At 63.0% G+C, this 24,232-nt stretch carries 22 protein-coding genes and 1 pseudogene; 2 read left to right on the forward strand and 21 right to left on the reverse strand.

Going from position 1 to position 24,232, the window contains the following annotated elements; all coding sequences use genetic code 11:
• Nucleotides 1-87 precede the first annotated feature (87 nt).
• The 14 genes from AACY08_RS02020 to AACY08_RS02085 all read right to left on the reverse strand — a co-directional run bounded on the left by AACY08_RS02020 (nucleotide 88) and on the right by AACY08_RS02085 (nucleotide 11,833).
• Nucleotides 88-861: an OmpA family protein gene (locus tag AACY08_RS02020; RefSeq protein WP_339467667.1), complete on the reverse strand. Its 774-nt coding sequence runs from the start codon at nucleotides 859-861 to the stop codon at nucleotides 88-90.
• Nucleotides 862-871: 10 nt separating this feature from the next.
• The gene (locus AACY08_RS02025; RefSeq protein ID WP_339420951.1) at nucleotides 872-1,264 is read right to left on the reverse strand and encodes a DUF4398 domain-containing protein; all 393 of its coding nucleotides are present in this window, start codon (nucleotides 1,262-1,264) and stop codon (nucleotides 872-874) included.
• 290 nt (nucleotides 1,265-1,554) lie between these two features.
• Nucleotides 1,555-3,774 carry a type II secretion system secretin GspD gene (gene gspD, locus AACY08_RS02030; protein WP_339467668.1) on the reverse strand — a complete coding sequence of 740 codons (2,220 nt, stop codon included), beginning with the start codon at nucleotides 3,772-3,774 and terminating at the stop codon, nucleotides 1,555-1,557.
• Nucleotides 3,771-4,295 carry a hypothetical protein gene (locus tag AACY08_RS02035; protein WP_339467670.1) on the reverse strand — a complete coding sequence of 175 codons (525 nt, stop codon included), beginning with the start codon at nucleotides 4,293-4,295 and terminating at the stop codon, nucleotides 3,771-3,773. The genes gspD and AACY08_RS02035 overlap by 4 nt, the downstream gene beginning before the upstream one ends.
• Nucleotides 4,292-4,903, reverse strand: coding sequence for a type II secretion system protein GspM (gspM, locus tag AACY08_RS02040; protein ID WP_339420954.1), 612 nt, complete (start codon nucleotides 4,901-4,903; stop codon nucleotides 4,292-4,294). Before gspM ends, AACY08_RS02035 begins: the two co-directional genes overlap by 4 nt.
• Nucleotides 4,878-5,921, reverse strand: coding sequence for a type II secretion system protein GspL (locus AACY08_RS02045; RefSeq protein WP_339467672.1), 1,044 nt, complete (start codon nucleotides 5,919-5,921; stop codon nucleotides 4,878-4,880). Before AACY08_RS02045 ends, gspM begins: the two co-directional genes overlap by 26 nt.
• Entirely contained in the window at nucleotides 5,918-6,643 is a 726-nt protein-coding gene (locus AACY08_RS02050; RefSeq protein WP_339467674.1) for a type II secretion system minor pseudopilin GspK, read from the reverse strand. The genes AACY08_RS02045 and AACY08_RS02050 overlap by 4 nt, the downstream gene beginning before the upstream one ends.
• Complete coding sequence (locus AACY08_RS02055; RefSeq protein ID WP_339467676.1) at nucleotides 6,640-7,269, reverse strand: prepilin-type N-terminal cleavage/methylation domain-containing protein; 630 nt, start codon at nucleotides 7,267-7,269, stop codon at nucleotides 6,640-6,642. The genes AACY08_RS02050 and AACY08_RS02055 overlap by 4 nt, the downstream gene beginning before the upstream one ends.
• Nucleotides 7,266-7,634: a type II secretion system protein gene (locus AACY08_RS02060; protein WP_339467678.1), complete on the reverse strand. Its 369-nt coding sequence runs from the start codon at nucleotides 7,632-7,634 to the stop codon at nucleotides 7,266-7,268. The genes AACY08_RS02055 and AACY08_RS02060 overlap by 4 nt, the downstream gene beginning before the upstream one ends.
• Complete coding sequence (locus AACY08_RS02065; protein ID WP_339467680.1) at nucleotides 7,631-8,062, reverse strand: type II secretion system protein; 432 nt, start codon at nucleotides 8,060-8,062, stop codon at nucleotides 7,631-7,633. The genes AACY08_RS02060 and AACY08_RS02065 overlap by 4 nt, the downstream gene beginning before the upstream one ends.
• Nucleotides 8,063-8,071: 9 nt before the next feature.
• Entirely contained in the window at nucleotides 8,072-8,497 is a 426-nt protein-coding gene (gene gspG / locus AACY08_RS02070) for a type II secretion system major pseudopilin GspG (RefSeq protein WP_339467682.1), read from the reverse strand.
• A gap of 19 nt (nucleotides 8,498-8,516) precedes the next feature.
• Nucleotides 8,517-9,719: a type II secretion system inner membrane protein GspF gene (gene gspF / locus AACY08_RS02075; RefSeq protein ID WP_339467684.1), complete on the reverse strand. Its 1,203-nt coding sequence runs from the start codon at nucleotides 9,717-9,719 to the stop codon at nucleotides 8,517-8,519.
• Nucleotides 9,716-11,452, reverse strand: coding sequence for a type II secretion system ATPase GspE (gspE, locus tag AACY08_RS02080; RefSeq protein ID WP_339467685.1), 1,737 nt, complete (start codon nucleotides 11,450-11,452; stop codon nucleotides 9,716-9,718). The genes gspF and gspE overlap by 4 nt, the downstream gene beginning before the upstream one ends.
• A gap of 153 nt (nucleotides 11,453-11,605) precedes the next feature.
• Complete coding sequence (locus AACY08_RS02085) at nucleotides 11,606-11,833, reverse strand: hypothetical protein (RefSeq protein ID WP_339467686.1); 228 nt, start codon at nucleotides 11,831-11,833, stop codon at nucleotides 11,606-11,608.
• Between the two features lie 508 nt (nucleotides 11,834-12,341).
• Here AACY08_RS02085 and AACY08_RS02090 point away from each other — a divergent pair.
• A complete protein-coding gene (locus AACY08_RS02090) occupies nucleotides 12,342-15,092 on the forward strand; it encodes a beta-glucosidase (RefSeq protein ID WP_339467688.1) in 2,751 nt (916 codons plus the stop codon).
• Between the two features lie 141 nt (nucleotides 15,093-15,233).
• Here AACY08_RS02090 and AACY08_RS02095 read toward each other — a convergent pair whose 3' ends face one another.
• The gene (locus tag AACY08_RS02095; RefSeq protein ID WP_339467691.1) at nucleotides 15,234-15,848 is read right to left on the reverse strand and encodes a TetR/AcrR family transcriptional regulator; all 615 of its coding nucleotides are present in this window, start codon (nucleotides 15,846-15,848) and stop codon (nucleotides 15,234-15,236) included.
• Between the two features lie 104 nt (nucleotides 15,849-15,952).
• On the opposite strand from AACY08_RS02095, the pseudogene AACY08_RS02100 reads away from it, so the two are divergent.
• Nucleotides 15,953-16,189: pseudogene (locus AACY08_RS02100) on the forward strand (aliphatic sulfonate ABC transporter substrate-binding protein); the annotation flags it as partial.
• Nucleotides 16,190-16,294: 105 nt separating this feature from the next.
• Here the strand turns inward: AACY08_RS02100 and fecE are convergent.
• The 6 genes from fecE to AACY08_RS02130 all read right to left on the reverse strand — a co-directional run bounded on the left by fecE (nucleotide 16,295) and on the right by AACY08_RS02130 (nucleotide 24,218).
• Nucleotides 16,295-17,086: a Fe(3+) dicitrate ABC transporter ATP-binding protein FecE gene (fecE, locus tag AACY08_RS02105; RefSeq protein WP_339467693.1), complete on the reverse strand. Its 792-nt coding sequence runs from the start codon at nucleotides 17,084-17,086 to the stop codon at nucleotides 16,295-16,297.
• Between the two features lie 4 nt (nucleotides 17,087-17,090).
• Nucleotides 17,091-18,059 carry an iron chelate uptake ABC transporter family permease subunit gene (locus AACY08_RS02110; RefSeq protein WP_339467695.1) on the reverse strand — a complete coding sequence of 323 codons (969 nt, stop codon included), beginning with the start codon at nucleotides 18,057-18,059 and terminating at the stop codon, nucleotides 17,091-17,093.
• Nucleotides 18,056-19,045, reverse strand: coding sequence for an iron-dicitrate ABC transporter permease FecC (fecC, locus tag AACY08_RS02115; RefSeq protein WP_339467697.1), 990 nt, complete (start codon nucleotides 19,043-19,045; stop codon nucleotides 18,056-18,058). The genes AACY08_RS02110 and fecC overlap by 4 nt, the downstream gene beginning before the upstream one ends.
• A 2-nt stretch (nucleotides 19,046-19,047) precedes the next feature.
• Entirely contained in the window at nucleotides 19,048-19,962 is a 915-nt protein-coding gene (locus tag AACY08_RS02120; protein ID WP_445262016.1) for a Fe(3+) dicitrate ABC transporter substrate-binding protein FecB, read from the reverse strand.
• A 172-nt stretch (nucleotides 19,963-20,134) separates the two neighbouring features.
• The gene (locus AACY08_RS02125) at nucleotides 20,135-22,525 is read right to left on the reverse strand and encodes a TonB-dependent receptor (protein WP_339467702.1); all 2,391 of its coding nucleotides are present in this window, start codon (nucleotides 22,523-22,525) and stop codon (nucleotides 20,135-20,137) included.
• Between the two features lie 82 nt (nucleotides 22,526-22,607).
• Nucleotides 22,608-24,218 carry a gamma-glutamyltransferase family protein gene (locus AACY08_RS02130; protein ID WP_339467704.1) on the reverse strand — a complete coding sequence of 537 codons (1,611 nt, stop codon included), beginning with the start codon at nucleotides 24,216-24,218 and terminating at the stop codon, nucleotides 22,608-22,610.
• Nucleotides 24,219-24,232 lie beyond the last annotated feature (14 nt).

A 24,232-nucleotide genomic window follows, 5' to 3' on the forward strand; every position in this document is an offset into this window, starting at 1 on the left:
TCAAGTCCGGGAGCGGCAGTGCTGCTCCCGGCTCAATGGCATGCCGCGCCGGGGCGCGACAACAGCCACATCGAACAACCCGCCTGCCTAGCGACGTGCGCTAACCGCCGACGCATCGTTAGACACGATCACTTCCACACGGCGATTCAACTGGCGTGACGGCGCGCTGAGGTTATCGGCGACCGGGTACTGCTTGCCATAGCCCATCACTGCAATACGTTCAGCCCCGACGCCGAGGCGTTGCAGGCCACGGGCAACCGCTTGGGCACGGCGCTCGGACAAGCTCTGGTTGTAAGCATCGCCACCGGTGCTGTCGGTGAAACCTTCAACGCGTACCTGGCGCTCCGGGTTCTGCAACAGGAAGTTCGCCAGCGCCTGGAAGTCCCGTTGGCTGCCGGGTTTCAATTCAGCCTTGCCGGTATCGAACAGCACATCGCCAAAGGTGACGACCTGGCCACGTTCGGTAGGCTGCGCTTTCATCGCCTGCAAGGCCTTGAGCTGCGCAGTGCGAACGTCGAGCTGCACCTGGGTACGGTCGACCGCGATGTTGTCGAGTTGAGCATCGGTTTTGCGACCGACGATGGTCTGCTCGGCGAGGGCGATTTTCTGCGTCGCGAGGTACGCGAGCTGATCGATCTGCGGGTCAGTACGGCTGTGCAGGGACAGTTGGTTGGCGCGGTCCAGTGCGTTGGAGGCGATGCGCGTTTCAACCGCCGCCAGGGTGCTGGACTCAGGCTTTTGCTGCAGGCTGGAGAACTGGCTGCGTGCTTGCAGCAGTTGCGGGTTTTCCGGTGGGGTAGCGCAGCCGGCCAAGGCCAGGCCCAGGGCCGAAAGAACAGGAATGACGAGAGTGGCACGCATGGCAAGATCCTCAGTGGGTAGTCGCGGGGGCGTTGAGCATTTCCTGTTTGAGCACCTGGATGCCCTCCCGCGCCTGCTTCAAGACTTGTTGTTTACGCACCGCAGTGGCCTTGGCTTCGGCCAGGCCGGCATCGGCTTCGATCTGATCGGCCAAGGCGTCGACCTGGATGTAATTTTTTTCGCCGATGGCTTGCTCCATGCGTGCCAGTTTGTCCTGGGCAGTTTTCATCTCCAGCGGGGCGAACTGGGTCGCTTGCGCTGCCAGGGCGCGCCCAACCGAATCACGCGCCAGGGAGATTTTTGCCGCAGGCGGCTGCGGCGTAGCACAGCCTGCCAATGCACCGGCGACGATCACGGCCCAGGCCGAGCGGCGCAGGCGTTTGCTCACACTGGTCATCTTCATGTGTTGACTCCTAAGCATGTTCTTATGGCTGCAGGACCGATGGAGCGGCCCTTGCCGTCTCGCTTGCGATCAAACGAGCGCGCCATCCTAGGAGGAAAAGTACGGACTGGAAGAATGAAAAATCCCACCTATCTGTAGGATTTTTCTCAGAAAAATAACGGGAGCCAAGTGCATATTTTGCCCCGTCGATCAATCCGTTGTTCTGTGATTGAAACAATAAGGCCATACGCAAATGAAAATTCGGCGCGCGGGTAATCCCGCGCCCGTATTTTTAGCGTGTTAGGCGTGACTTATTGAGCTGGCCGAAGCAACTGCATCTGCTGCCGATAATCATCCGTGACCTGCCGCGCCTGGCTGCTGCTGGTGATCACCCTCGGCGTGATCAACACGATCAGCTCGGTACGGTCCTTGGACTTGCTGGTATTCCCAAACAACCAGCGCAACCCCGGAATCTTTCCAAGATAAGGCACCGCACTGACACTCTGCGCGTTGTCCTGTTTGATCAGCCCGCCCAGCAACACCGTCTGCCCACTCTGCACCGCGACTTGGGTCGACACCGAGCGCGTTGAAATACGCGGGTTGGTTTGTGTGTCATTACTGGTCGACGGGTCCTGGGCATCACTGACCTGCTGCTGGATATCCATGTACACCAGACCACCCGGATTGATCCGCGGCACGACGTCGAGGATCACCCCGGTCTGCACATATTCAACGCTGCTCAAGGTGGTGTCGGAGGTGCCGGTGTTGACCGTGGTCTGGCTGATGGGAATGTTGTCGCCCACCTGAATCTGCGCCGGCTGGTTGTTCATCACCACCAGCGACGGCGCCGACAGCACTTGGGTGCGGCCGTTGGTTTCGAGGGCGTGCAAGGCGACTTGCAGGTTGGAGCTGACGAAGGAGTAGAACAACGAGTCCGCTGCCCCCAGGCCCGCGCCGCCACCGCCAAGGGCGCCCTGGCTGCCGGCAGTGTTGCCCACGGTGGTGCTGGTGGAATTGCCGGCCAGGCGGCCCAGGTACCACTGCACGCCAAGGTCCAGTTCGCCGGTGAGTTTGACTTCGAGGATGCGCGTCTCGATCTGTACTTGCAGCGGCGGGTTGTCGAGGCGTTTGATCGCCGATTCGATCTCTTTCCACTGCACCGGGCGCGTGCGTACCAGCAGTTGGTTACTGCTTTTCTGCGCGGTGATGCGGGTGCCGGCGTCGAGGCTTTTGGCCGGAGCGTCTTCGCTCATGCCCTGCTCGGCGCTGTCCTGCTCGGCTTGCGGTTCCTGATCCCCGTCATCAGCAGCGGGCTGGCTGTTATTCAGGGTGTTACTCAGGCCGCCAGGCGTGCTGCCGGACGTGCTGTTAGTGCCCGGCGAAGACAGGGTCGCCGTGCGTAAACCGGGGGCAACTTTGGCCGGGGTGTCATCCTTGATCGCGCCCGTGCCGTAGATCTGTCGCAGGTACTTGGCGAGGTCGGTGGCCTTCATATTGCGCACATCGTAGACGTACATCTGCGGCTCGTTGCCGCCGCCTTCATCGATGGTGTGAATCCAGTCGCCCACTTCACTGAGGTACTGCGGCTGTGAAGAGATCGCGACCACCGAGTTGGTGCGCTCTATCGGCAGGAACCGCACCATGCCCGCCAGAGGCATGCCGCTGTCGGGGCCGAACATCTTTTGCAACTCGGGCATCAACTCGGCCACCGAAGCACGTTGCAGGCCGAACACGCCCACCGACATGCCCTTGAGCCAGTCCACATCAAAGGTGTCGATGGTGTCCTGGTAATTGGCCAATTCCTCTGGAGTACCGGCCAGGCTCAGCACATTGCGCGCCGGGTCGACCAGCAAGAATGCATTCTCGCGGGCGAACGGCTTGAGCAGTTTCTGCATCTCGGTGGCCGAGATGTAACGAAGCGGAAACAGCCGCGCCGACAGGCCGCTGGAGGGTTGAGACACGCGCATCTCTGGCACCAGCTTGCCCGCCACCGCCTGGTTGGCGGGCAGGATCACATAGCGGTTGCCTTGCTTGATCATCGCGTTGTCGGTCCACGACAACAGGGTTTCCAGAATCGACAAGGCCTGCTGCTTGTTCACCGGTTTGGAGGTGGAAAAGCTGACGTTGCCTTTCACACCCTGGGCGATGCTGTAGTTTTCGTGCAGCAGGTCGCCCATCACGCTGTTGATCACCGCCTCGATCGGCTGGTCGGCGAAGTTGAACACGATGTCACCGCTGCCCTGCTCCTTGATTGCCGGCGCTGCTGCCGGCGCGCGCACGAACTGCTGATTGCCGCGAATCAACTGGCGTTGAGGGGGTGTCTTCGCCTGGGGTTGGCCGCTGTCGACCGGGGGCTGTTCGCTGGCCGGGTCCACTGGCGGGCGTTGCGAACCGGTGCCTTGCATCGCCTCATGCAACAGGGCTTCGTCCGGGTCGAGATGCTCAGGAAATGTCCCGCAGCCACCTATGGAAACGGCGGTAGCCAGGCAAAACACGGTGGTGCGCAAAGCGCCGGGGAAGGAATCGATCAAGGGGCGGACTCGTGAGGAAGGGTAATCGGGGGTGTCGTGGACGGCGCGGGCAAACGCGGCGCGCGCAGGCTCAGGGTCTGCGTGCGGCCGTCAAGCACAAAGCGCGCTTCGCGGGGTGTCAGTTGTTCCAGGCGCCAGCCGTTGGGCAGGGTCTGGTCCTGGTGGACTTTCAGCGGCGGGCCGTCGCTGCGTTTGAGCAGTGCAACGCGCAGGTTGCCCTTCAGGACGATGCCGGTCAGCGTCAGGCTCGCCAAGCTGGAGACGGCGGCCTGGCCGACCGCACGATCAGGGCTGCGGTCGGGGCTGAACAAAGGGGCTTGCCAGGTGCCGGCGAGGCTTTCCAGGGTCGCACTCGGGGCCACCAGCGCGTTGGCCGAGGTGTTGGCGCGCGCATCGGGATCAGGCGTCGACAACCACTGCGGCGCATCGCCAATGCTGCTGAGGATGCCAACCATCAACAGGCCCAGCAGCGCGGCCACGCAGAGCAATAGCCATTCCAGAGGACGCAATGCAGGGATCATCGACGCACCTGCTGTGCGGCGGGCGGCTGCAGGTAGCCGCGAACCAGCAAATGTACAATCAGCTGGCCGGCACCGCCACTGGCGGGTGCGTTGGGCGGGCGGCGGATACTCATCTCATCGACAAACAGGAACGGCCGCTGGTACTCCAGTTCATGCAGGATCGCGGTCAAGGGTTCGATGGCGCAGTTGAGGGTCAGGCTGACTTTGACCTGGCGATACGGCTCGGCGTCATCCTGCTCCGGGGTGATGGGCATGCGCTGGGTCAGGCTGCAGCCGCCACCGAGGCCGGCGCGGCTGTTGATCAGGTCGGCGATGCGTTGCATCAGGTCGGCCGCGACTGCGCTGGGGTCATCGCCGGGCAACAGACTGGTGCTGCTGGCCGGGTCCTGCCGTGCGAGCTCAAGCTGTTGGCGCAGGCCATCGCCCTGGCGCAACACACCGGCGTAGCGTTGTTGTTGCTCACGTAGCTGCTCGGCCTCCTCGCCCATGTCGCGCAAGGGGCCGGCGAACCAGCTGTCGATCAACAGCCAATAACCCACGCCAAGCACCAGGGCCAGGCCGATCAGGGCGGCGCCACGGCGTTCACGGGGTGTCAGTGGTCGGCGCATCGGCGGCCTCCTGGTGCAGGTGGGCGCGCAAGGAAAACTGATCCTTGCCGGTTTGCGCATCGGGTTGAATCACCCCTTCGAACTGGGCGTTTTCCAGGCTGTGGCAGCCCTTGATCCGCGTGATCAAGGCACTGGCCTTGGCGCTTTGCCCGGAGAAGGACACGTCGGCGCCATCATTGACCTCCAACTGGTCGATCCAGGTGTCGGATGGCAGGCAAGCGGTCAGCTCGTTGAGCAGCGCCGACAACGGCGGTTGGGCTGCCTTGCGGCGGATCAGGTACTGCGCCGCACCACGAGTAGTGAGCAGTTGCTGGCGCAGGGCGTGGACCTCGGCAACCTGGGCTTTCTGCTCGCGCACGCTGTGCTGCATGGCATCGAGCACGCGCTGGCGATCGTTGAGCCACAGCAGCATCGCGGCAATCAGTAAGGCTCCGCACAGCCACGGCAGGCTGCGCTGCAAGCCTTTGCCTTGTGGGCGCTGGCGCGGTCGCAAGGGTGCCGGCAGCAAGTCGATGCCCATGGGTGTGCCTGCGCCAGTGTCCACATCCACCGCATGGGGGTGCAATCCGAGGGCCGCACACTCGTTGAGAATCGGGTCCAGGCGCTCGCGCAGGATCGCCACCAGCGTGACGTGCACGTGCGTGGGTGTGCGGCGTTCCTGGCGCACGACAAAGTACAGTTGGGCGGCGTCAAACGGAGTAAAGCGGTCTAGCTCATAGCCGACCACCGTGGCCAGGTTGCGCGCCGCCGCCGGGGGCAATTGCAGGGTTTGCACCAGCACCGCATCGGGTGCCAGCAGCAACACCTGGCGCGCTTCGCCAGCGGGTTTTGCCACGGGTGCGGTCAACGGCCAGCGATAGCGGTGCTCGGGAATGTCTTGCAGCGACAGCCACGCCGGCAGGCAGCCACGCAGTTCCTTGAGCCACAGGCGCCAGCCCAGTTGCATCAGGCTGCCGCGCCAGCGTTGGGTGATGGGCTCCGTCAGCCATTGAAGCCGTGCGGTTAAGGGTTCGTTCATTCTTGCCAACGTAGGACTCGATAAGGTTGTGCGCTGCCTTGCGCGGGGCTCAATAACACCGTGGCTTGCAACCGGGCGTGGTAGCCGCCGGGCCGTTGCGCACGGCTGCTGACCACCAGCACTTCGCCGGGGTCGGCCCCTATCGCGCTCTGGCGCGGCAGGTTCAGCGCGCGGCGCATCAAGGCACTGGAGAACGCCGGATCGGGCCGATCCAGGCCGCTCCACAGGCTGATCTCGGGCACCAGTGCGCTGTACAGGGCCTGGGTCATGCCCGGCAGTTGCCGCAGTTCTTCGACTACCCGAAACGGCGCCAGGCCCTGGTTGCGCCGCACTTCCAAGTCCCTGGCGAGCTGGCTGGCCTGGGCTTGGGTGGCGCCGCAGGCCAGGGCCAGACGGGCGAAGTCGGCGACCTCGGCGCTGTTCAAGTACAACTTTCCGCGCTCGCTGTGCAGGCTCACGTGCAGCTGTGCATCGTCAAACGCCAGCGGGATTTCTCGCCCGTCGGCCACCCACTGCTTACGTTGCATCGGGTCGGCCAGCCCTTGCATCGCAAGCGCCACGCCTGCCTCGGCGGCCAACACGGCCTGCGTGTGCTGGCGATGCCAGGCGGCCTGGCGCGTTTCCAGTTGCACCCAGCCGGCCAGGCCGCCCAGCAACAGGCTGAGCAACGCCAGCACCCACAGCACCAGCAACAGGGCCACGCCACGCTGATGCCTGATCATTCCGGTGCCCCGCCCGACAGGTTCAAACGCAACGCAACCACCTGGGTCACCCAGGGCACCGGTCCATTCACACGGGCCTCGATGCGCACCGCATAAGGCAAGCGCTTGGTCCACGGCCACTCGCTGATCCAGCCGGTGGCCTGGCCCTTGGGCGACAGGCCGCGGTAGCTGAATTGCAGGTTCTCGACCCCCCTCAATAACACCTGCGGCTCACTGCGTGAGGCCGGCACGCTGACGTGCGCCGCAGACTCAAACTGCGCGAACGCCACCTGTAAATCGCGCTGCGCCTCGGCGCCGGCCAACTGCAAGGTGAAGCGCTGGATCCCGCCACCAAGCACGCCGGGCAAGGTGGCGACAAACTGCATGCGCTGCGGGCCACCGGCGAAAAACCCATCGGTCTGGCTGTCGTCCTCGGTCACGTCCAAGGGCAACGCCTCGCTGATGGAGGTACGCAAAAACTGCTGCGCGGCGCGCATTTCATCCAGGCTGACCGTGTAGCGCTGCGCCTTGAGCACCGCACGATTGGCCCCCAGCAACGCGCCGCCGACGAGCACCAGCAAGACGCCCAGCAAGCTCAGCACGATCATGATCTCGAGCAAGGTGAAGCCCTGCTGACGCGGCGTCACAGGCCGGCCTTGTCGCGGGCTGCGCGCAGTTTCAAGGTACTGAAACTGGCGTGGCGCGGGCCTTCACGGACGCTGAGGTCGAGCCGAAACAGCTGTGGCTGGCCGATACGGGTGGGCTGCTGGGCAATACGCAATTGCCAGGCGACGCCGTCCAGATCGCCGTAGCGCACACCACTGGCCAACGGCCCAGCGGCTTCCTGGTCCAGCACGCTGACGGCGGCGTGGGTGAGTCGGTCGCTGTGCGCAACCTGCAACAGCGACCGCGCGCTCTGGCCGAACGCAACCAGCAGCACGCTGCTGCAGATCGCCATGAGCGTCAGCGCGGCGAGCATCTCCAGCAACGTGAAACCGCCCTGGTGCTTCATGGCAGCGCCTTGGACTGCACGCTGCCGGTCAGCCAGCCGATATCGATGCGCCAACGCCGGCTGCCATTGGCCAGCAGCAGGTTGCCGCCGGTGGAGCTGCCATCGGGGTAGAACTCCACAGCAGAGCCTGCGTGCTCGGCGGTGTGCAGGGTCACTTGCAGGTCGGCCGGCCAGTGTTTCAACGGTCGACCCGGCGCCTGGAAGCTCAACGCGGGCAGGTCGAACAGCGTTTTTTCGGTACTGCCGCTGACAATCGCCCGCGCCCGCGTGGCGCGCAGCGCCTCGACCATCTGCCCCACGGCCTGACGCTCTTTCGCCGCACGCAGGCCTTGTTGCAGGCCAACCCCCACCAACCCGGCCGCGATGCTGATCAAAACGATCACCACCAGCATTTCCAGCAGAGTAAAGCCGCGTTGGGGGCTGATCATGGTCGCGGGTTATTCCCAGTTGCCCAGGTCGGCGCTGTAGCCTTCGCCGCCGGGTTGGCCGTCCTGGCCATAGAAGATCAGGTCAAAGGCGCCATGTTCACCGGGGAAGCGGTAGCCGAAGGCATGGCCGAACGGGTCTTTGAGGTCTGACGGCTTGGCGTACGGCCCTGCCCAGCCGGCGCTGTTGCCGGGTTTGTCGACCAATTGCTGCAGGTTCTTGGGCGGCGAGCCGACGTCCAGGCCATAGCTTTCGATCTTCATGCTCAGGCTGGCGAGTTGCGCCTTGCCCGCGCCGTATTTGCCCTTGTCCACATTGCCGCCGACCTGGCGCACCACGATGGTCGCGACGATGCCCAGCAGCACGATCACCGCGAGCATTTCCAGCAAGGTAAAACCGCCCTGGCGGCGGGCGGGTTTGAATCGGGTATGGCGCATAGGTGCAATCCTCAAGGGTTCATATATTGCTGGTCAAGCTCATCAGCGGCAGCATGATCGCCAGCATGATCACCGCCACCAGCACCGCCATGACCACGGTCAGGGACGGCACGAGGGCGGCCAGCAGGCGGTCGATGCCGCGCTTGGCTTCGACGTCGAACACGTCGGCGACCTTGAGCAGCATGCTGTCGAGTTCACCGGCCTGTTCGCCGACTTCAATCATTTGCAAGGCCAGATCGGGCAGCAGCGGCTCGCTGCCGAAGGCACTCGCCAGGGTGCCGCCGCCCTTCACCGACTCGGCAGCCTGGGCGACTTGCGCTTGCAGCGCACGGTTGGTGCAAACCTGCCGGGCGATCACCAAGGCTTGCAGCAGGGCCACACCGTTGCTGAGCAAGGTGCCAAGGGTGCGGGCCAGTCGCGCGGCTTCGACCCGTTGCAGCAGCGGGCCGATGATGCGAATGCCCAACACGCGGCGGTCGTATTTTTCGCGGCGCTGCGGGTCGCGCAGGCGGGCGGCGAGTATCCAGATCGTCACGATCAAACCGGCCAACACCGCCAGGCCATAGGCACCGAGGAATTGGCCAAGCGCCAGAATCACTTCAGTGATCAGTGGAATCGGCACGCCCAGGTCCTTGAAGATCGGCACAAACTGCGGCACCACGTAGGCCAGCAACAGGGCCAGCGAACCGAGCACGCCCACCACCAGGAAGGCCGGGTAGATCAAGGCGTTGATCACCTCGCCCCTGAGCAACTGGCTACGCTCCAGGTAATCGCTGAGCTGGCGCAGGGTGTCCTCCAGCGCGCCGCCCGCCTCACCCGCACGCACCATACTCAGGTACAACGGCGAGAACTGGCCGCCCTCCTCCTCCAGCGCCTTGGATAACGGTTGGCCGGCCTTGACGTGTTCGCGGATGCGCTCGATCAACGCACGGGTCTGCGGCTGGCCAGGCTGCTTGAGCAGGATGCCCAACGAGCGCTCCAACGGTTGGCCGGCGCCCAACAGCGTGGCCAGTTGCTGGGTGAAACTGACCAGTGCCGCGCCGTTCAACTGACCACGGCCAAAGGCCTTGCGCAGCCCCTGGCCCCCCGCCGCATCGACCTGCAACAGCAGCAATCCGCGCTTGTGCAAGGCGGCGACGGCAGCGGCATGGTCCTTGGCTTCGAGGGTGCCGTTTTGCGCCTGGCCCTGGCTGTCGAGGGCGCGGTATTTGAACAGGCTCACGCGCCCTCCCCACGAGTGACGCGCAGCACTTCTTCCAGCGAGGTGACACCCGCCACGGCCTGGCGCAGGCCCTCTTCGTGCAAGGTCCGCAGGCCGCCACGGCGGGCGGCCTGTTCGAGGGTGGCGGCGTCGGCCTGGCGCATCAACAGGCTGCGCAGTTCGTCGTTCATCACCAGCAGTTCGGTGATTGCACTGCGGCCGTGGTAGCCACCACCCGCTGCATCGGCGCGGGGGCGATAGAGCATGATCGGGCGCTGCTCGGTAAACCGATCCAGGCCATGTTCGGCGATCAACTCCGCGGGTGCTTCGAAGGCTTCGCGCGTGGCCGGGTCCAGGCGCCGCACCAGACGCTGGGCCAGGATGCCATTGACCGTCGACGCGATCAGGTAGCTCTCGACGCCCATATCCAGCAGCCGCGTAATACTCGCCGCCGCGCTATTCGTGTGCAGGGTCGACAGCACCAAGTGGCCGGTAAGGGACGACTGGATCGCGATGCGGCAGGTTTCCAGGTCGCGGATTTCACCGATCATGATCACGTCCGGGTCCTGACGCACGATGGAGCGCAGCGCGCCGGCAAAGTCCAGGCCGATGGCGGGTTTGACCTGGATCTGGTTGATGCCTTCAAGCTGGTATTCCACCGGGTCTTCGACCGTGATGATCTTGCGCTCGGCGGTGTTGAGGCGCGACAGCGCGGTGTACAACGTGGTGGTCTTGCCCGAGCCTGTGGGCCCGGTGACGAGCAGGATGCCGTGGGGCCGTTCGAGCACTTCCAGGAAGGTTTCCAGACGTTGGCCATCGAAGCCCAGGCTCTGGAAATCGAACTGCACGGTCTGCCGGTCGAGCAGGCGCATGACCACCGACTCGCCAAAACTGGTGGGCACCGTGGACACGCGCAAGTCCAGCTCCTTGCCCTGGATACGCAGCATGATGCGCCCGTCCTGCGGCAGGCGCCGCTCGGCAATGTCCAGACGCGCCATGATCTTCACCCGCGAAATCACCGCCGCAGAGGAACTCGACGGCGGCGCTTCGGCTTCGTGCAGCACGCCGTCGATGCGATAGCGCACCTTCAACTGGTTTTCGAACGGCTCGATATGAATGTCCGAGGCGCGCTGTTCCACCGCGCGCTGCAGGATCAGGTTGACCAGGCGAATCACCGGCGCCTCGGAGGCCATGTCCTTGAGGTGTTCGATGTCTTCCAGTGCACCGCCCTGCTCATCGAGGTTTTCGATCAGGGTGCCCATGGCTGAGCGGCCCTGGCCGTAGTAGCGCTCGATCAGCGTCTCGACTTCATTGCGCGGACCCACGGCCAACCACACCGGCACACCACAGGCATAGGCCACAGCCTGGAACGGGTACACCAGCGATGGGTTCGCCGCCAGAACCCTCAGGCCGCCCTGGCTCCAGCCCACGGGCACCACCTGGTAGTGGCGCATGAAACGCTCGGTCAGTTGCGGCAAAGGGTCCAGCAGCGGCGGCGCGGCATCCGCCAGCAGCAGCGGTGCGCCGAGCAAGTCTGCCCAGGCGCGGGCCAATTCCGCTTCGGAGACCAGTCCCAGGCGCGTCAACAAGCCGAGCAACTCGCCGTCGCCGCCCTCCTGGGACAGGCGCCGGGCGCGCTCCAGGTCGACGGTTTTCAAGCCGGCCTGTTGCATCAGCCACGCGCACACCTGTTCGGTGTTCGGGATATGCAGCTGGCAGGCATTGATGGGCGTTGAAAGGCTGGGCTGGGACATGGGTAAAAATCTGAGGGGCGATGTGCTAAAGGGCTGTGTAAACCCCTTGTGGCAGCGGGCTTGCCCGCGATGGCAGTGGATCAGGGCCGAATGTGCCGGCTGATACACCGCTATCGCGGGCAAGCCCGCTCCCACAGGGTCCGCGTTTTCCGGTCAGTTGGACGTTTTCGGCGCGGTCGTCTGGCTGCTGTTCAGCGGCCGACCACCCTTGGTGGTTTCAGCCTTCTGTTTTTTTGCCGCCTTGGCGTCGTGGGCCTGGGTCAGCACCGTGGAATCGGTGGCCCCGGATGTCGCATCAGCGTCCGTGGACTCAACCGCCATCGCCGCGCCACTCAGCGCGACGCTCAGTGCAACAACGGCACCCAGCAGGAAAATCTTCATTAACTTTCTCCAGATCAAAAACAGCAGATAGCCCAAGTGGCGCCTTGAACTCGATCAAGACCCTACACCAAAGCAGTGTGTATTACAGCCTGTATAAGACATGGCACTTTAGAACTACCGAGCAATGCCATTAGTTAGCCATGCCACGACATATTTTATTAAACCAATCGACAGATAGGTTTAAGGCAAGTTCCAAAGCGTAAGAAATTATTTCTTATTTAACGCAAAAATTAGCTTTCGTTTGACTTATTACCGCAAGAATTGCCTTAATTATGCGGTTTTATCGGTTCGAAATGCCATATCGTGATATCGCTTAGACACTACCCACAACAATAACCAATACAATTATTACACTTATAAAACTGCGTAATTCGCCAAATAGTTGCAATTAGCCATCGGTTAAAAATTGCGATCACGGGCAACTATTGCCCAGAAAAAAGTGACGAGCGTGCACAGCAACCCGCACTTCTCGGCGCGCCATGTTTACTGAACAGTTGTCGGAGACCCCATGAATAAACGCAAAATGATCGGTGCACAGTCGGCATTCGCCCTGCTGGCACTCGCCGTGTCCCAGGTGCACGCGGCGACCAGCCCTGCCCTGGATGAAGGGCGTGTGAGCCGGGCGGAAAAAGCCGCAGACAAAACCCTGGCCAAGATGACCCTGGAAGAAAAACTCGCCTACATCGGCGGCACCGGTGGCTGGGATGTCAAGCCGCTGACCCAGTACGGTATCCCGCAGATTCATGGCGCCGATGGCGGCGTGGGTGTGCGCTACACCAGCGAAGGCAATGCACAGGGCGTGGTCTATCCGTCCGGGCCAAACCTGGCCGCCAGCTGGAACCCGCGTCGCGCCATCGACCTGGGTCGTGCCCTGGGCTATGACACTGCGAGCGGCGGTTATCAGTTCGTCACCGGCCCCGGCGTGAACCTGTACCGCATGCCGTACAGCGGCCGCGCGTTCGAGTATTTATCCGGTGAAGACCCGTTCCTCGGCGCCAGCCTGGGACCAGCGTTGATCAACGGTATTCAGTCACGCGGGGTGTGGGCCAATGCCAAGCATTTCGCCGCCAACGACCAGGAAAGCAACCGCTTCCACCTCAATGAAATCATCAGCGAACGCGTCCTGCGCGAGATGACCCTGCCACCCTTCGAGTCCGCCTCGAAAAACAGCAAGGTGGCGATGATGATGTGTGCGTTCCAGCAGGTAAACGGCGAGTTCGCCTGCCAGAACAAGCACCTGATGCGCGACATTCTGAAAACCGAATGGGGCTACCCGGGCTTTGTACAGAGTGACTACAACGCTGTGGTCAGCGGTTTGCCGGCGGCACAGGCCGGCACCGACCTGGACATGATGGGCTACCAGATGAACAGCACCATCCTCAAGCCGTTTCTGGACAGCGGTGAGCTGAGCAGCGCGACCATCGATGACAAGGTGCGCCGCATTCTCAAGCAAATCTACCTGTACAAGTTCGACAGCAAGGCACCGCTGACCCGCCACAACATGAACAGCGCCACCAGCAATCGCGTCGCGCTGAACGCCGCCCGTGAAGGCATCGTGCTGCTGAAAAACCAGAACAATCTACTGCCGCTGGACGCGAAAAAGGTCAAGCGCATCGCCGTGGTCGGCACCCTGGCCAAGTACGCACCACCCACCGGTTTTGGCAGCGCCAACGTGATGGCCGCTAACTACATCAGTGAGCTGAGCGGCCTGCAGCAACTGGCGCCGGGGGCCAAGGTCGAGTTTATCGACGGGCTGTCCCTGGACCCGACGACCTCAAGCTGGACCCATGCCGACAGCAATGGCAACAGCGTCAAAGGCTTGAAAACCGAGTTCTTCAGCAACGCCAACTGGTCCGGTGACCCGGCCGCCAGCCGCACTGACACGCATGTCGACCTGGACTGGTCCACCGACAGCCTGCCGGTGAGTGGCGACACCGCCGCCACTTCGATTCGCTACAGCGGCCAGATCACCCCGGCCGTCAGCGGCGAACAGGTGTTCAAGATCCGCGCCGACGGTGCGGTGCGCCTCTACGTCAACGGCAAGAAAGTCCTCGATAACGGCGACGGCAAGCCGCTGCCAAACAACAACATCCCGCCGACCATCCCGGTGTTTGCCAAGGTCAACCTGGAGGCCGGCAAAGCCGTCGATATCAAGCTGGAGTACTCGCGTCGCAACGGCTACCTCTCGACCATGGGCGGCCTGGTCGGCGTGCAAATGAGCTGGGCCTCGCTGGTCGCGCCCAAAGACTTGGCGCAGTACGACGCCGTGCTGGTGGCCGCCGGTAACAGCAACGAATACGAGGGTGAAGGCTTCGACCACAGCTTCGATTTGCCGGAGTACCAGAACCTGCTGATCCAGAGCATCGCCAAGGTCAACCCGAATACCGTGGTGACCCTGCACGGCGGTACTGGCTTGAAGATGAGCGACTGGATCGACCAGGTGCCGGCGGCCCTGCATGCATTTTACCCAGGGCAGAACGGTGGCCAGGCCTTGGCGGAGATCCTGCTGGGCAAGGTCAACCCGTCGGCCAAGTTGCCGATCAGCATCGAACGTAACATCGAAGACAACCCGATCTACGCGACCTTTCCAACATTCGACAACCAGGAAACCCTGGCCGAAATGAGCTACAAGGATGACCTGTTCCTGGGCTATCGCGGCTATGAGAAAAAAGGCATCAAGCCGCTCTACCCGTTCGGTTACGGCTTGTCGTACACCACCTTCGGCTACAGCAACATCAGCGTGACCCCTGGGGTGGCGGTGGCCGGTGCACCGATCAAGGTGTCTTTCGACCTGGCCAACACCGGCAAGGTGGCAGGCGCCGAAGTCGCCGAGTTGTACGTTGGCCAGAACAACCCGAAAGTGGAGCGCGCCATCAAGGAACTCAAGGGCTACAAGAAGGTGTTCTTGAAGCCTGGCGAGAGCAAGCGCGTAACCATCGAGCTCAACGACCGCTCGCTGGCCTACTACGACGTGGCGAGCAAGCAATGGGTGGTGGATGCGGACAGTTTCAACCTGTCGGTGGGGGCGTCGTCCCAGGATATTCGCCTGAACGCCAAGCTGGTCAACCCGTTCCGTCAGGAACTGTCGACCACTACCAGCAACCCGTTGCCGCGCTCGGCGCTCAATTCAACGCTGCGAGAGTCGACGGTGAAGACCGGTGGCGTGCTGCATCAGAATGAAGGTGACAGCGGCACCAGTGATGGTGATGGCTATGACATGAGTGATGACACTACCCAGGGCAGTGCCACCGGTAACTAACAGATAAGAGGAGTACTTTCTGTGGGAGCGGGCTTGCCCGCGATGGCGGAGTTTCAGTCGGTACATTTGCTGCCTGACTCACCACTATCGCAGGCAAGCCAGCTCCCACATTTGGATCTTCATACATCAGGCGGATGAGACTCAGGTTCTGATGGCCGCTTCGACCCGCGCAATGTAGGTATCGAAACGCGCCACCAGGTCCACCCGCTCGGGAAAGCGCAGCCATTGGACCTGCAACCCATCCATCATGGCCAGAATCTCTTCCACCAGCCCGGCGATGTCCACATCACTGCGCACCTCCCCCGCCGCCACCAGGTCGTCAAACTGTCCCTGCATCCGCTGATGAATCGCCGCATAGCGCGCCTGGAACCACGTCCACGCCGGGTGGGTGTCCAGCAAGCTTTCGGCATTCAGAATCGTAAACGCCCGCACCACCCCCGGCGCCGTGGCGTTCGAGCGGTTGATGGCACGCAGGCTACCGAGCAAGCCATTGAGGGTTTTTTCGGCCCGCACTTCGTCGGCAATCCGTTGATTGACCTCGTCGCGACGCTGCAACACGCCCATCAATAGCGAAATTTTGCTGGGGAAGTGGTGCAACAGACCGGCCACTGAAATACCGACGATCGCTGCGACTTGGGCCATCGAGGCGCCGCTGTAACCCTCCAGGGAAAACACCTGCAAGGCTGCGTCCAGCAGCTCTTTGCGGCGTTTTTCACCTTTGGGTGCGCGACGGGTCTTGGGGGCGGATTCTTTCATGAGGACGTCCTTGTGGGCAGGCTTGCACCGTATCCAAATCGGCCCTGAGCCGCAAATAAAGCTCGGGGGCTTTCCCGTTCGATCAAGCGGCAGTCCAACAGGTTCCAGCGCTTACCCGCAGCCCGCGTGAAGACAGCCTCAACGTGTTGACCCCCTTTATGGGCCTGCCCTCCGACGTGGCTGCGCGGTATATGGATAACCGCCCGCCGTCACCGAGTCTGCCGATTGACGAGTAGATCATCCAGGCGCAGCAAGCCACGGCGGATTTGTTTTATCAGAATCCGTTGTTGCCCAAGGCAATTGACCTCAGCAAAGTGGTATGGATATCTGAGTCCAACTGAGATCAAACATGTGGCGGGCTTGCTCGCGAAGAGGACGTGTCAGCTGATGCATCCAGCGACTGACCCACCGCATTCGCGAGCAAGCCCGCACACATTTTTAACCGCTCAGGCGCAATTGCGGGTGCTTTTTTCTACCACGCACATGGGCGTGCCGGACACCGGTTCATTGATGATCTGCACCTGCACCTCAAACACCTGCCGCATTAGCTCGGCACTGATCACTTCCCCCGGCGCGCCGTCGGCCACCAGCTTGCCGACGTGCATCACCGCCAGGTGGTCGGCATAACGGCAAGCTTGGTTGATATCGTGCAGCACGGTAATCACCGTCTTCCCTTCAGCGGCCAGTTCGCCCATCAGGTCGAGCAGTTCAACCTGGTGGCTGATGTCGAGGTAGGTCGTGGGCTCATCCAGCAACACCACCGGCGCGTTCTGCGCCAACACCATGGCCAGCCAGGCACGTTGGCGTTGACCACCGGATAGATCCGCCAGGGCGCGGTCGGCCAGGGTGTCCAGTTCCAGACGCTGCATGGCCTGGGTCACATGGGATTGATCGCTGCCGCTGAGGCGTCCCCACAATGAGTTATGCGGGCTGCGGCCATAAGCGACCAACTGGCGCACGCTGACGCCCTCCGGCACCGGCAACACTTGCGGCAGAAACGCAATCTGCCGCGCTAATTGGCGTGCGGACAGGCTGGCATAGGCTTGGCCCTCCAACGTCAGTTCGCCCTGGGTCGGCTTGAGGATGCGCGCAAACGCCTTGAGCAAGGTGGACTTGCCGCAGCCGTTCGGCCCGATCAGCGCAGTGACCTTTCCGGTGGGTGGCGTGAAGGACAACCCTTGCACGATGCGTGTCGCGCCGTAGCCAATATCGAGTTGATGTGCTTGAAGAATACTCATGTCATCAGCCCTTGAACCGTGCCAGCAACCAAAGAAAATACGGCGCGCCAATCACCGCCGTGAGCACCCCGGCGGGAATTTCGCTGGGCGCGATCAACGTGCGTCCCAACGTGTCGGCCAGCACCAGTAACAGTGCACCGATCAGCATCGACGCCGCCAGCAGATACTGGTGATGCCCACCCACCAACCGCCGCGCCATATGCGGTGCGACCAGGCCGATAAACCCAATCGGCCCGATCACGCCCACGCCCAGGCTGGTCAGCAACACCGCGCAGGCCATTGCCAGCCAGCGCGTGCGGTTCAGTGCAGTGCCGAGGCTGTGGGCGGCCTCATCGCCGAGGGCGATCAGGTTCAGCGGCTTGGCCAGGCACAGGCTCACGGGGATCAGTACCAGGAACGGCAGCAACAGCGTCACATGGTGCCAATTGCGGCTCCACAGGCTACCGGTCAGCGCGAGCAGTGCGGTGTTGATATCCAGCGGGTGGGACAGGATCAGAAACTCGGTAACGCTGGATAAGGTCACCGCAATCGCCACCCCGGACAACGCAAAGCGCACCCCGGAAAAACTCACCCCGGTGTTGTACAGCGCCAGCAGCAACGCGCCAGCCGCCCCGCCCAAACAGCCCACCAGCGGGAGCCAGGCAATTGGCAAGTGCGGCCAGCTGATGATCGCCACGGTCAGCGCCAGCCCCGCGCCCTGGGTCACGCCGAGAATTTCCGGCGAAGCCAACGGGTTGCGGATCACGCCCTGCACAATCGCCCCGGCCAGGCCAAAGGCTGCACCTGCGAAGATCGCGATCAGGCTGCGTGGCAGGCGGTGGTTCCATACTTCGAAGTCGAGTGCATCGTGGGCCAGCAGGCGGTCCAGCACGGTGTCGAGCGTGAGCCACAGGGTGCCGGCGCTGAGGCTGACCAAGGTTGCCAGCAGCAACAAGCCGAGCAGCAACCATAGGCGCAATCGTGGCCGGATCATAAGGCGCGCCTGGCAAGAAAGAGAAAGAACGGTGCGCCGATCAACGCAGTGACCACGCCAGCCGGCGTTTCCACCGGGAAGGCCACTGCGCGACTGAGCAGGTCAGCCCCCAGCACGATCACCGCGCCCAACGCTGCGCTCAGCGGGATCAGCCAGCGGTAGTCATTACCGAGGAACTGGCGAAGAATATTCGGCGCGATCAACCCGACAAAACCGATCGGCCCCACGGCGCAGACACTCGCCCCCACCAGCAACAGGCTGGCGATAAATACCTGCAAACGCAGGTTGGCGATGCCCACACCCAACGAGCGTGCGGCGTCTTCGCCGAGGTTGATCAGGTTCAGGCGCGGTGCACACCAGAGCGCCCACAGCCCGCCAATCAAGGTGCACGGCCAGAGCAACTGCACTTGCGCGGCGCCGACATTGGCCAGGGAGCCGGCCAGCCAGTTGAGCACGCTTTGCGCCTGGGCCTCGACCAGAATCACCGTGAGCCGGGTCAGTGCCGCGCACAATGCCGCTACCGCAACGCCGGCCAAGACCAGGCGGCCCTGGGCCGTGGTCGGCGACCAGGCGCCGCCAAGGCTGAATACCGTGATCCAGGCCAACGCGCCGCCCAGACAGGTCATCAACAATGCACCACCGGCAAAGGGCGGTGCGACCAGGCCGGTGGAAAACAGGGCCAAGCCCAACGCCGCGCCCGCTGTCACACCAAACAAGGACGGCGAGGCCAGACGGTTGCGCGTAATGCCCTGCATCAGCGCGCCGGCCAGGCCCAGGCAGGCACCGACCAACGCGGCACACACGGCACGCGGCACGCGCAACTGGGCGACGATATAAGCCATGTTGCCACCTACCCGGCCTTGATGGACCAGCCCATTCCAGGCGTCCGCCGCCGTGAGCGTGAACGGCGACGCGCTGTACAGCGAGAGCCAGAACAACAACGCGCCCAGCCCTACAATGCCTGTCGCCGCAAAACTGCGTTGCACGCTTACTGGCTCAACACGGCTTTGCCGCCTTTAAGAATCGCAAGCGCATCTTCGGCGATCTGCTCCGAGGCCAGCACGCCACGGTTGCGCGCCCAGCTGTCGCCATCGACTTCGGCTACCTGCTTGTTACGCACGGCGCTGAGCACTTGCCACAACGGCTGCTTGCTCCAGCTGTCGACGATGCTGGGGCGCCGGTAATGGCCTACCAGCAACCAGCCCGGGTCGAGGGCGAGCAGTTGCTCCAGGCTGACAAATTCGGTGGGCGCGGCGTTGGCGCGTACCGATGGGACTTTCAGGCCGATGGCCTGCAACACGCTGCCCGCGTAGGAGTCGGGGCCGTGCACGGAGAAGCTGTCTTCACGGGCGACGCCGAACAGCACGCTGGCGCCAGCGGGAATCTGTTGCGCGATGGCGTTGAGGTTTTCACGGTTCTTCTGGATACGCGCTTCCATCTGCGCGCTCTTGCCCAGCGCCTTGCCGATCAGCTCGGCAGATTTAAGGCTGCCTTGGTAATCCTCACCACGCGAGGGCAGCAACAGCGTCGGCGCGATGCTCGCCAAGTCGCTGTACAACGCCTGGTGGCGATTGAGGTCTGCGACGATCAGGTCGGGCTTGAGCCGGGCGATTTCCTCGATGCTCGGCTGCGAGCGCAGGCCTACGGACTTCCACTCACCGATAGCCTGGCGCACACGGGGCAACACGCGGTTGGCGTCACCATCATCGGCGGCGCCAACGGGCGTTACGTCAACGGCAGCCAAACTGTCGAGAAAGGAAAACTCCAGCACCACCACACGCTTGGGCGCATCCGGCAGATGCACCGTGTGCTGGCCGTCATTGAGGTCGATCGGGGCGGCGCTCAGCAGGTTTGAAGAGAACGCCAAGAGGCAGGCGGCAAAGGTGGGGATGGAGCGCAACATTCGCATGACAAGGACCTCGGCGTTGGAACACCCCAGCTAGACCTGTTGGGGAAAACGGCGGGTACTATTCCATATTGGGGCGGCGCGATCAAAACACATTCTCATTAACACCGACAATCACGTGTGGGAGCAGGCAAGCCGGCCTCCCACACTTTTGATCGGTGTACGGCCGTTAGAAGTCGATGGTGGCTGACAGCAAGTAGGTACGCGGTGTCGACAAGGTCAACCCCGGCTCGCTGTCGTCCGACGCCCCGGCCGAGCTCCAGTAGCGTTTATCGGCGACGTTCTCCACATTCGCGCGCAAGGTGATGTGCTTGTCATCCACGTTGAACCCATACCGCGCGCCGACGTCGACGCGGTTCCACGCATCGATTTCCTTGACGTTGGACTGGTCCAGGTACTGCGAGCTGGAATAAATGCCACGGCTGGTCAACGTCAGGCCTTCAAGGCCCGGCACATCCCATTCGGCGCCCAGGTTAACGTTGTATTTAGGCGTCGCCGGGGCGCGGTTGCCGTCCCAGGCGCCGTTGGTGGTGTCCTTCAGTTCGCTGTCGATGTACATCACCCCGCCCAGCAGGCGCACGCCCTTGAGCGGCTCGCCGAATACACTCAGCTCCACACCGGAGTTCTGACGCTTGCCGTTGGGGCCGAACAACCGCGAGGTGGCGTTGGTTTCATAGGCCGGCTGCTTGATGCGGAACACAGCGGCGGTCACGGCAAAGGCGCCGGCGTCGTATTTGGCGCCCACTTCCACCTGACGGCTGATGAACGGCGGGAAGATTTCGTCCTCGTTGCTCGAGGTCGACGGCGCGATCTTGCCCTGGCTCAAGCCTTCCATGTAGTTGGCGTACAGCGACAGCTTGTCGGTGGCCTTGAACAGGAGGCCACCGGACGGCGAGACCTTTTCTTCGTCATAGCCAGTTTTGCCTTTGATGCCGTCGCTCCAGTCATCCACCTTGACGCGCTGCCAACGCGCGCCGAGGGTGAGCAGCAGGCGGTCGTCGAAGAACCCCAGGGTGTCGGACAAGGCCACGCCGCTGAATTTGTTTTCGGTGTAGACCTTGGCGTCCTGACGTATCGCCGTGGACGGCGCGGGCGTTTGCACCGGGTTGTAGAGGTTACTCGTCGCCGTCCCGAAGCGGGCGCCGCCGTTGGTGAAGTCCATGTCGAAGTAGCTGGCCGCCAGGTTGACCTCATGGCTCACCGGCCCGGTATGGAACCAGTTGCGCACGCCAGCGGTGTAGGTGCGTACGTTTTCATCGCGGGTGAAATCCCGCGGCTGCACAGTGAACGCGCCAGCCGCATTGGTGACGGACACCGCGTGACGCAGAAAGTCGTGGTTGCTTTTACGCGCGCCCACGCCGCCATACAGCATCATGTTATCGCTGAGGTCGTACTCAGCGTTGACCGTGCCGAAGGTGTCGTTGGTGCTGGCCTTGCTCCAGGATTGCGCGTAGTTGCGGCGCACATCGTTGGCGCTGGGCACCGGCGCTGCGGCCGCCACCTGCACGCGCTCTTGCGGTGCATCGGTATTGCGTTCGGTGTGGCCGATATCGGTGGAAAGGCGCAGGCGCTCGCCGCGAAAGTCCAGGCCCAACACAGCCATTTCGCGGTCGACGCGCTGGTGGTCCCACTCGGTGTCGCCGGACTGCTTCACGCCGTTGAAGCGGATGCCGAACATGTTGTCCTCACCGAAGCGTCGCCCCACATCCACCGCGCCGCCAGCCTGGCTGTCGGAGGTCCAGTTGCCGGTAAACGAGTTGATGTCCTTGTCGGTGGCGCGCTTGGGCACTACGTTGATCCCGCCACCGACGCTGCCGCGCGGTGAGATGCCGTTGATCAACTGGGTGGGACCTTTGAAGATGTCGACGCGGTCGGCCATTTCCATGTCGATGGTGTAGGTCGGCAGTACGCCATAGAGACCGTTGTACGACACATCGCTGTTGAACAGGCTGAAACCGCGAATGGTGAACTGCTCATAACGCCCACCGGCCGGGTTGGTCGCGCGCACTGACGGGTCGCTGGCGATCAGGTCGCCCAAGGTGCGCGCCTGCTGGTTTTTCACCGCGTCAGCGGTGTAGGTGGTCATGCTGAACGGGGTTTCCATAAAGTCCCGTGTGCCCAGCAAACCCTGCGAGCCACGGCGCGCCACTTGCCCACCGGCGTAAGTGTCGCCGTCATACAGGCCGGTGGTGCCAAGGATTGAGGTCGGCGCCAGTTCCAGGCGGCTGCCATCCGGCGCCGGCACCAACATGTAGGCCTGTGCCCCCATGGGTTGCAGTTGCAGGCCGGAGCCTTGCAGCAAGCGGGCGAAGCCCTCCTCGACGGCGTACTCACCGGACAAACCACTGCTGGTACGACCGCTGACCAGGGCCGGGTCTACCGACAGGTTGACGCCTGCCAACCCGGCAAACCGGGTGAGTGCCGCGCTCAGGCTGCCGGCCGGCACCTGGTAGCTGCGGCGGGCGGCAGTGTCTTCGGCATAGCTGACGGCAGCGAATAACGGGCTGGCGCTGAGGCTCAGCAACAGGCTCAGTTTCAGCAAGGGGCGGACTACGGGCATTGGCGGAAGCTCTCGATATTGTTCACTTGCCTTGAATGACAGGCGAGATGAAAAAAAGGGACAAGCTCCGCCAATTTTCCGCTTACCACACTGCGATCGTTGAATCCGCCCTGGGCTCGGTGCCGCCGCACAATACACCACTGACCGGATCACGCAGGATGATCTGCCCACGCCCGAAGTCAGTGAGGTCGCTGGCGATTTGTACCTGATGCCCACGCCGCGCCAGGGCATTGGCCAGGTCGCGGGAGGCGCCCTGCTCAATGCCGACTTTCATGTCGCCCAGCCATTGCCAGCGCGGCGCGTCCAAGGCCGCTTGCGGGTTGAGGCCGAAGTCCACCAGGTTCATCACCATCTGCACATGGCCCTGGGGCTGCATATAGCCGCCCATCACGCCGAACGGGCCCAGCGCCTTGCCGTCCTTGGTGAGGAAGCCGGGAATGATGGTGTGGAAGGTTTTCTTGCCCGGCGCCAGGCAGTTGGCATGGGCCGGGTCGAGGCTGAATTCCTGACCACGGTTCTGCAGGGCGATGCCGCTGTCGGGCAGCACCACACCGGAGCCAAAGCCGTGGTAGTTGCTCTGAATGAAGGAGACCATATTGCCTTCGGCGTCCGCCGTGGCCAGGTAGACCGTGCCACTGGCGTGTGGGTCTCCTGGCTTCGGTGGCTGAGCCTGATCACCGATCTGGCTACGGCGACGGGTGCTGTAGTCATCGCTGAGCAGATCGGCGACGGCCACGCGCATGTGCAGTGGGTCGGTGATGTAGTGCAGGCCGTCGCTGTAGGCAAGTTTCATCGCCTCCAACTGGCGGTGCCAGGTTTGCTGACTGTCGCGGTGATCGAAGCTGAAGCCTTCGAGGATGTTCAGCGCCATCAGCGCCACAAGGCCCTGGCCGCTGGGTGGAATTTCCCAGACATCCACGCCCCGGTAGTTGATGTGGATCGGCTCCACCCACTGGGCGCGGTAGTCCTTGAGATCGCTGGCGCGCAGGTAACCGCCGCTGGCGCGGGAGTGGGCGTCCAGGCGTTCGGCCAGGGCGCCGCGATACAAGCTTTCGCAGCGAGTGGCGGCAAGCTCTTCCAAGGTGCGGGCCTGCGCCGGGTTGCGGAAAATCTCCCCAGCCCGTGGTGCGCGGCCGTCGATCAGGAAAGTGTCGAACCAGGCCGCCAGCACTGGGTCGCGATGAGGCGTGAACTCATCCAACGCAATCTGCCATTGATGAGCAACCACCGGCGACAGCGGGAAACCGTCGCGCGCCAGGCTGATCGCTGGTTGCAGCAACTCGGCAAACGGTAACTTGCCGAAGCGTTGCGACAGCTCGGCCCAAGCCGATGGGCAGCCCGGTACGGTGACTGGGGTCCACCCGTACAGCGGCATTTGATCGTGCCCCGCCGCCTTGACCGTCTCGATACTCAGGGCCGCCGGCGCATGGCCGTTGCCGTTCAGGCCGTGCAACTGGCCTTTGCACCAGACCAGGGCAAACGCATCGCCGCCCAGGCCGCAGCCAGTGGGCTCGACCACCGTCAACGCGGCCGCCGTGGCGATGGCGGCATCAATAGCGTTGCCGCCCTTTTGCATGATCTCGATGCCGGCCTGGGCGGCCAGGGGCTGGGACGCCGCGACCATGCCACGCTTGGCAAACACGCTCTGGCGTTGCGAGGGATAGGGATACTCGTGCGCAGAAAATTTCAACATGGCAAAGGCTCTTC

This window comes from Pseudomonas sp. EL_65y_Pfl1_R83 (assembly GCF_963970695.1).
In the GTDB taxonomy this organism is placed as follows: Bacteria; Pseudomonadota; Gammaproteobacteria; order Pseudomonadales; family Pseudomonadaceae; genus Aquipseudomonas; species Aquipseudomonas tritici.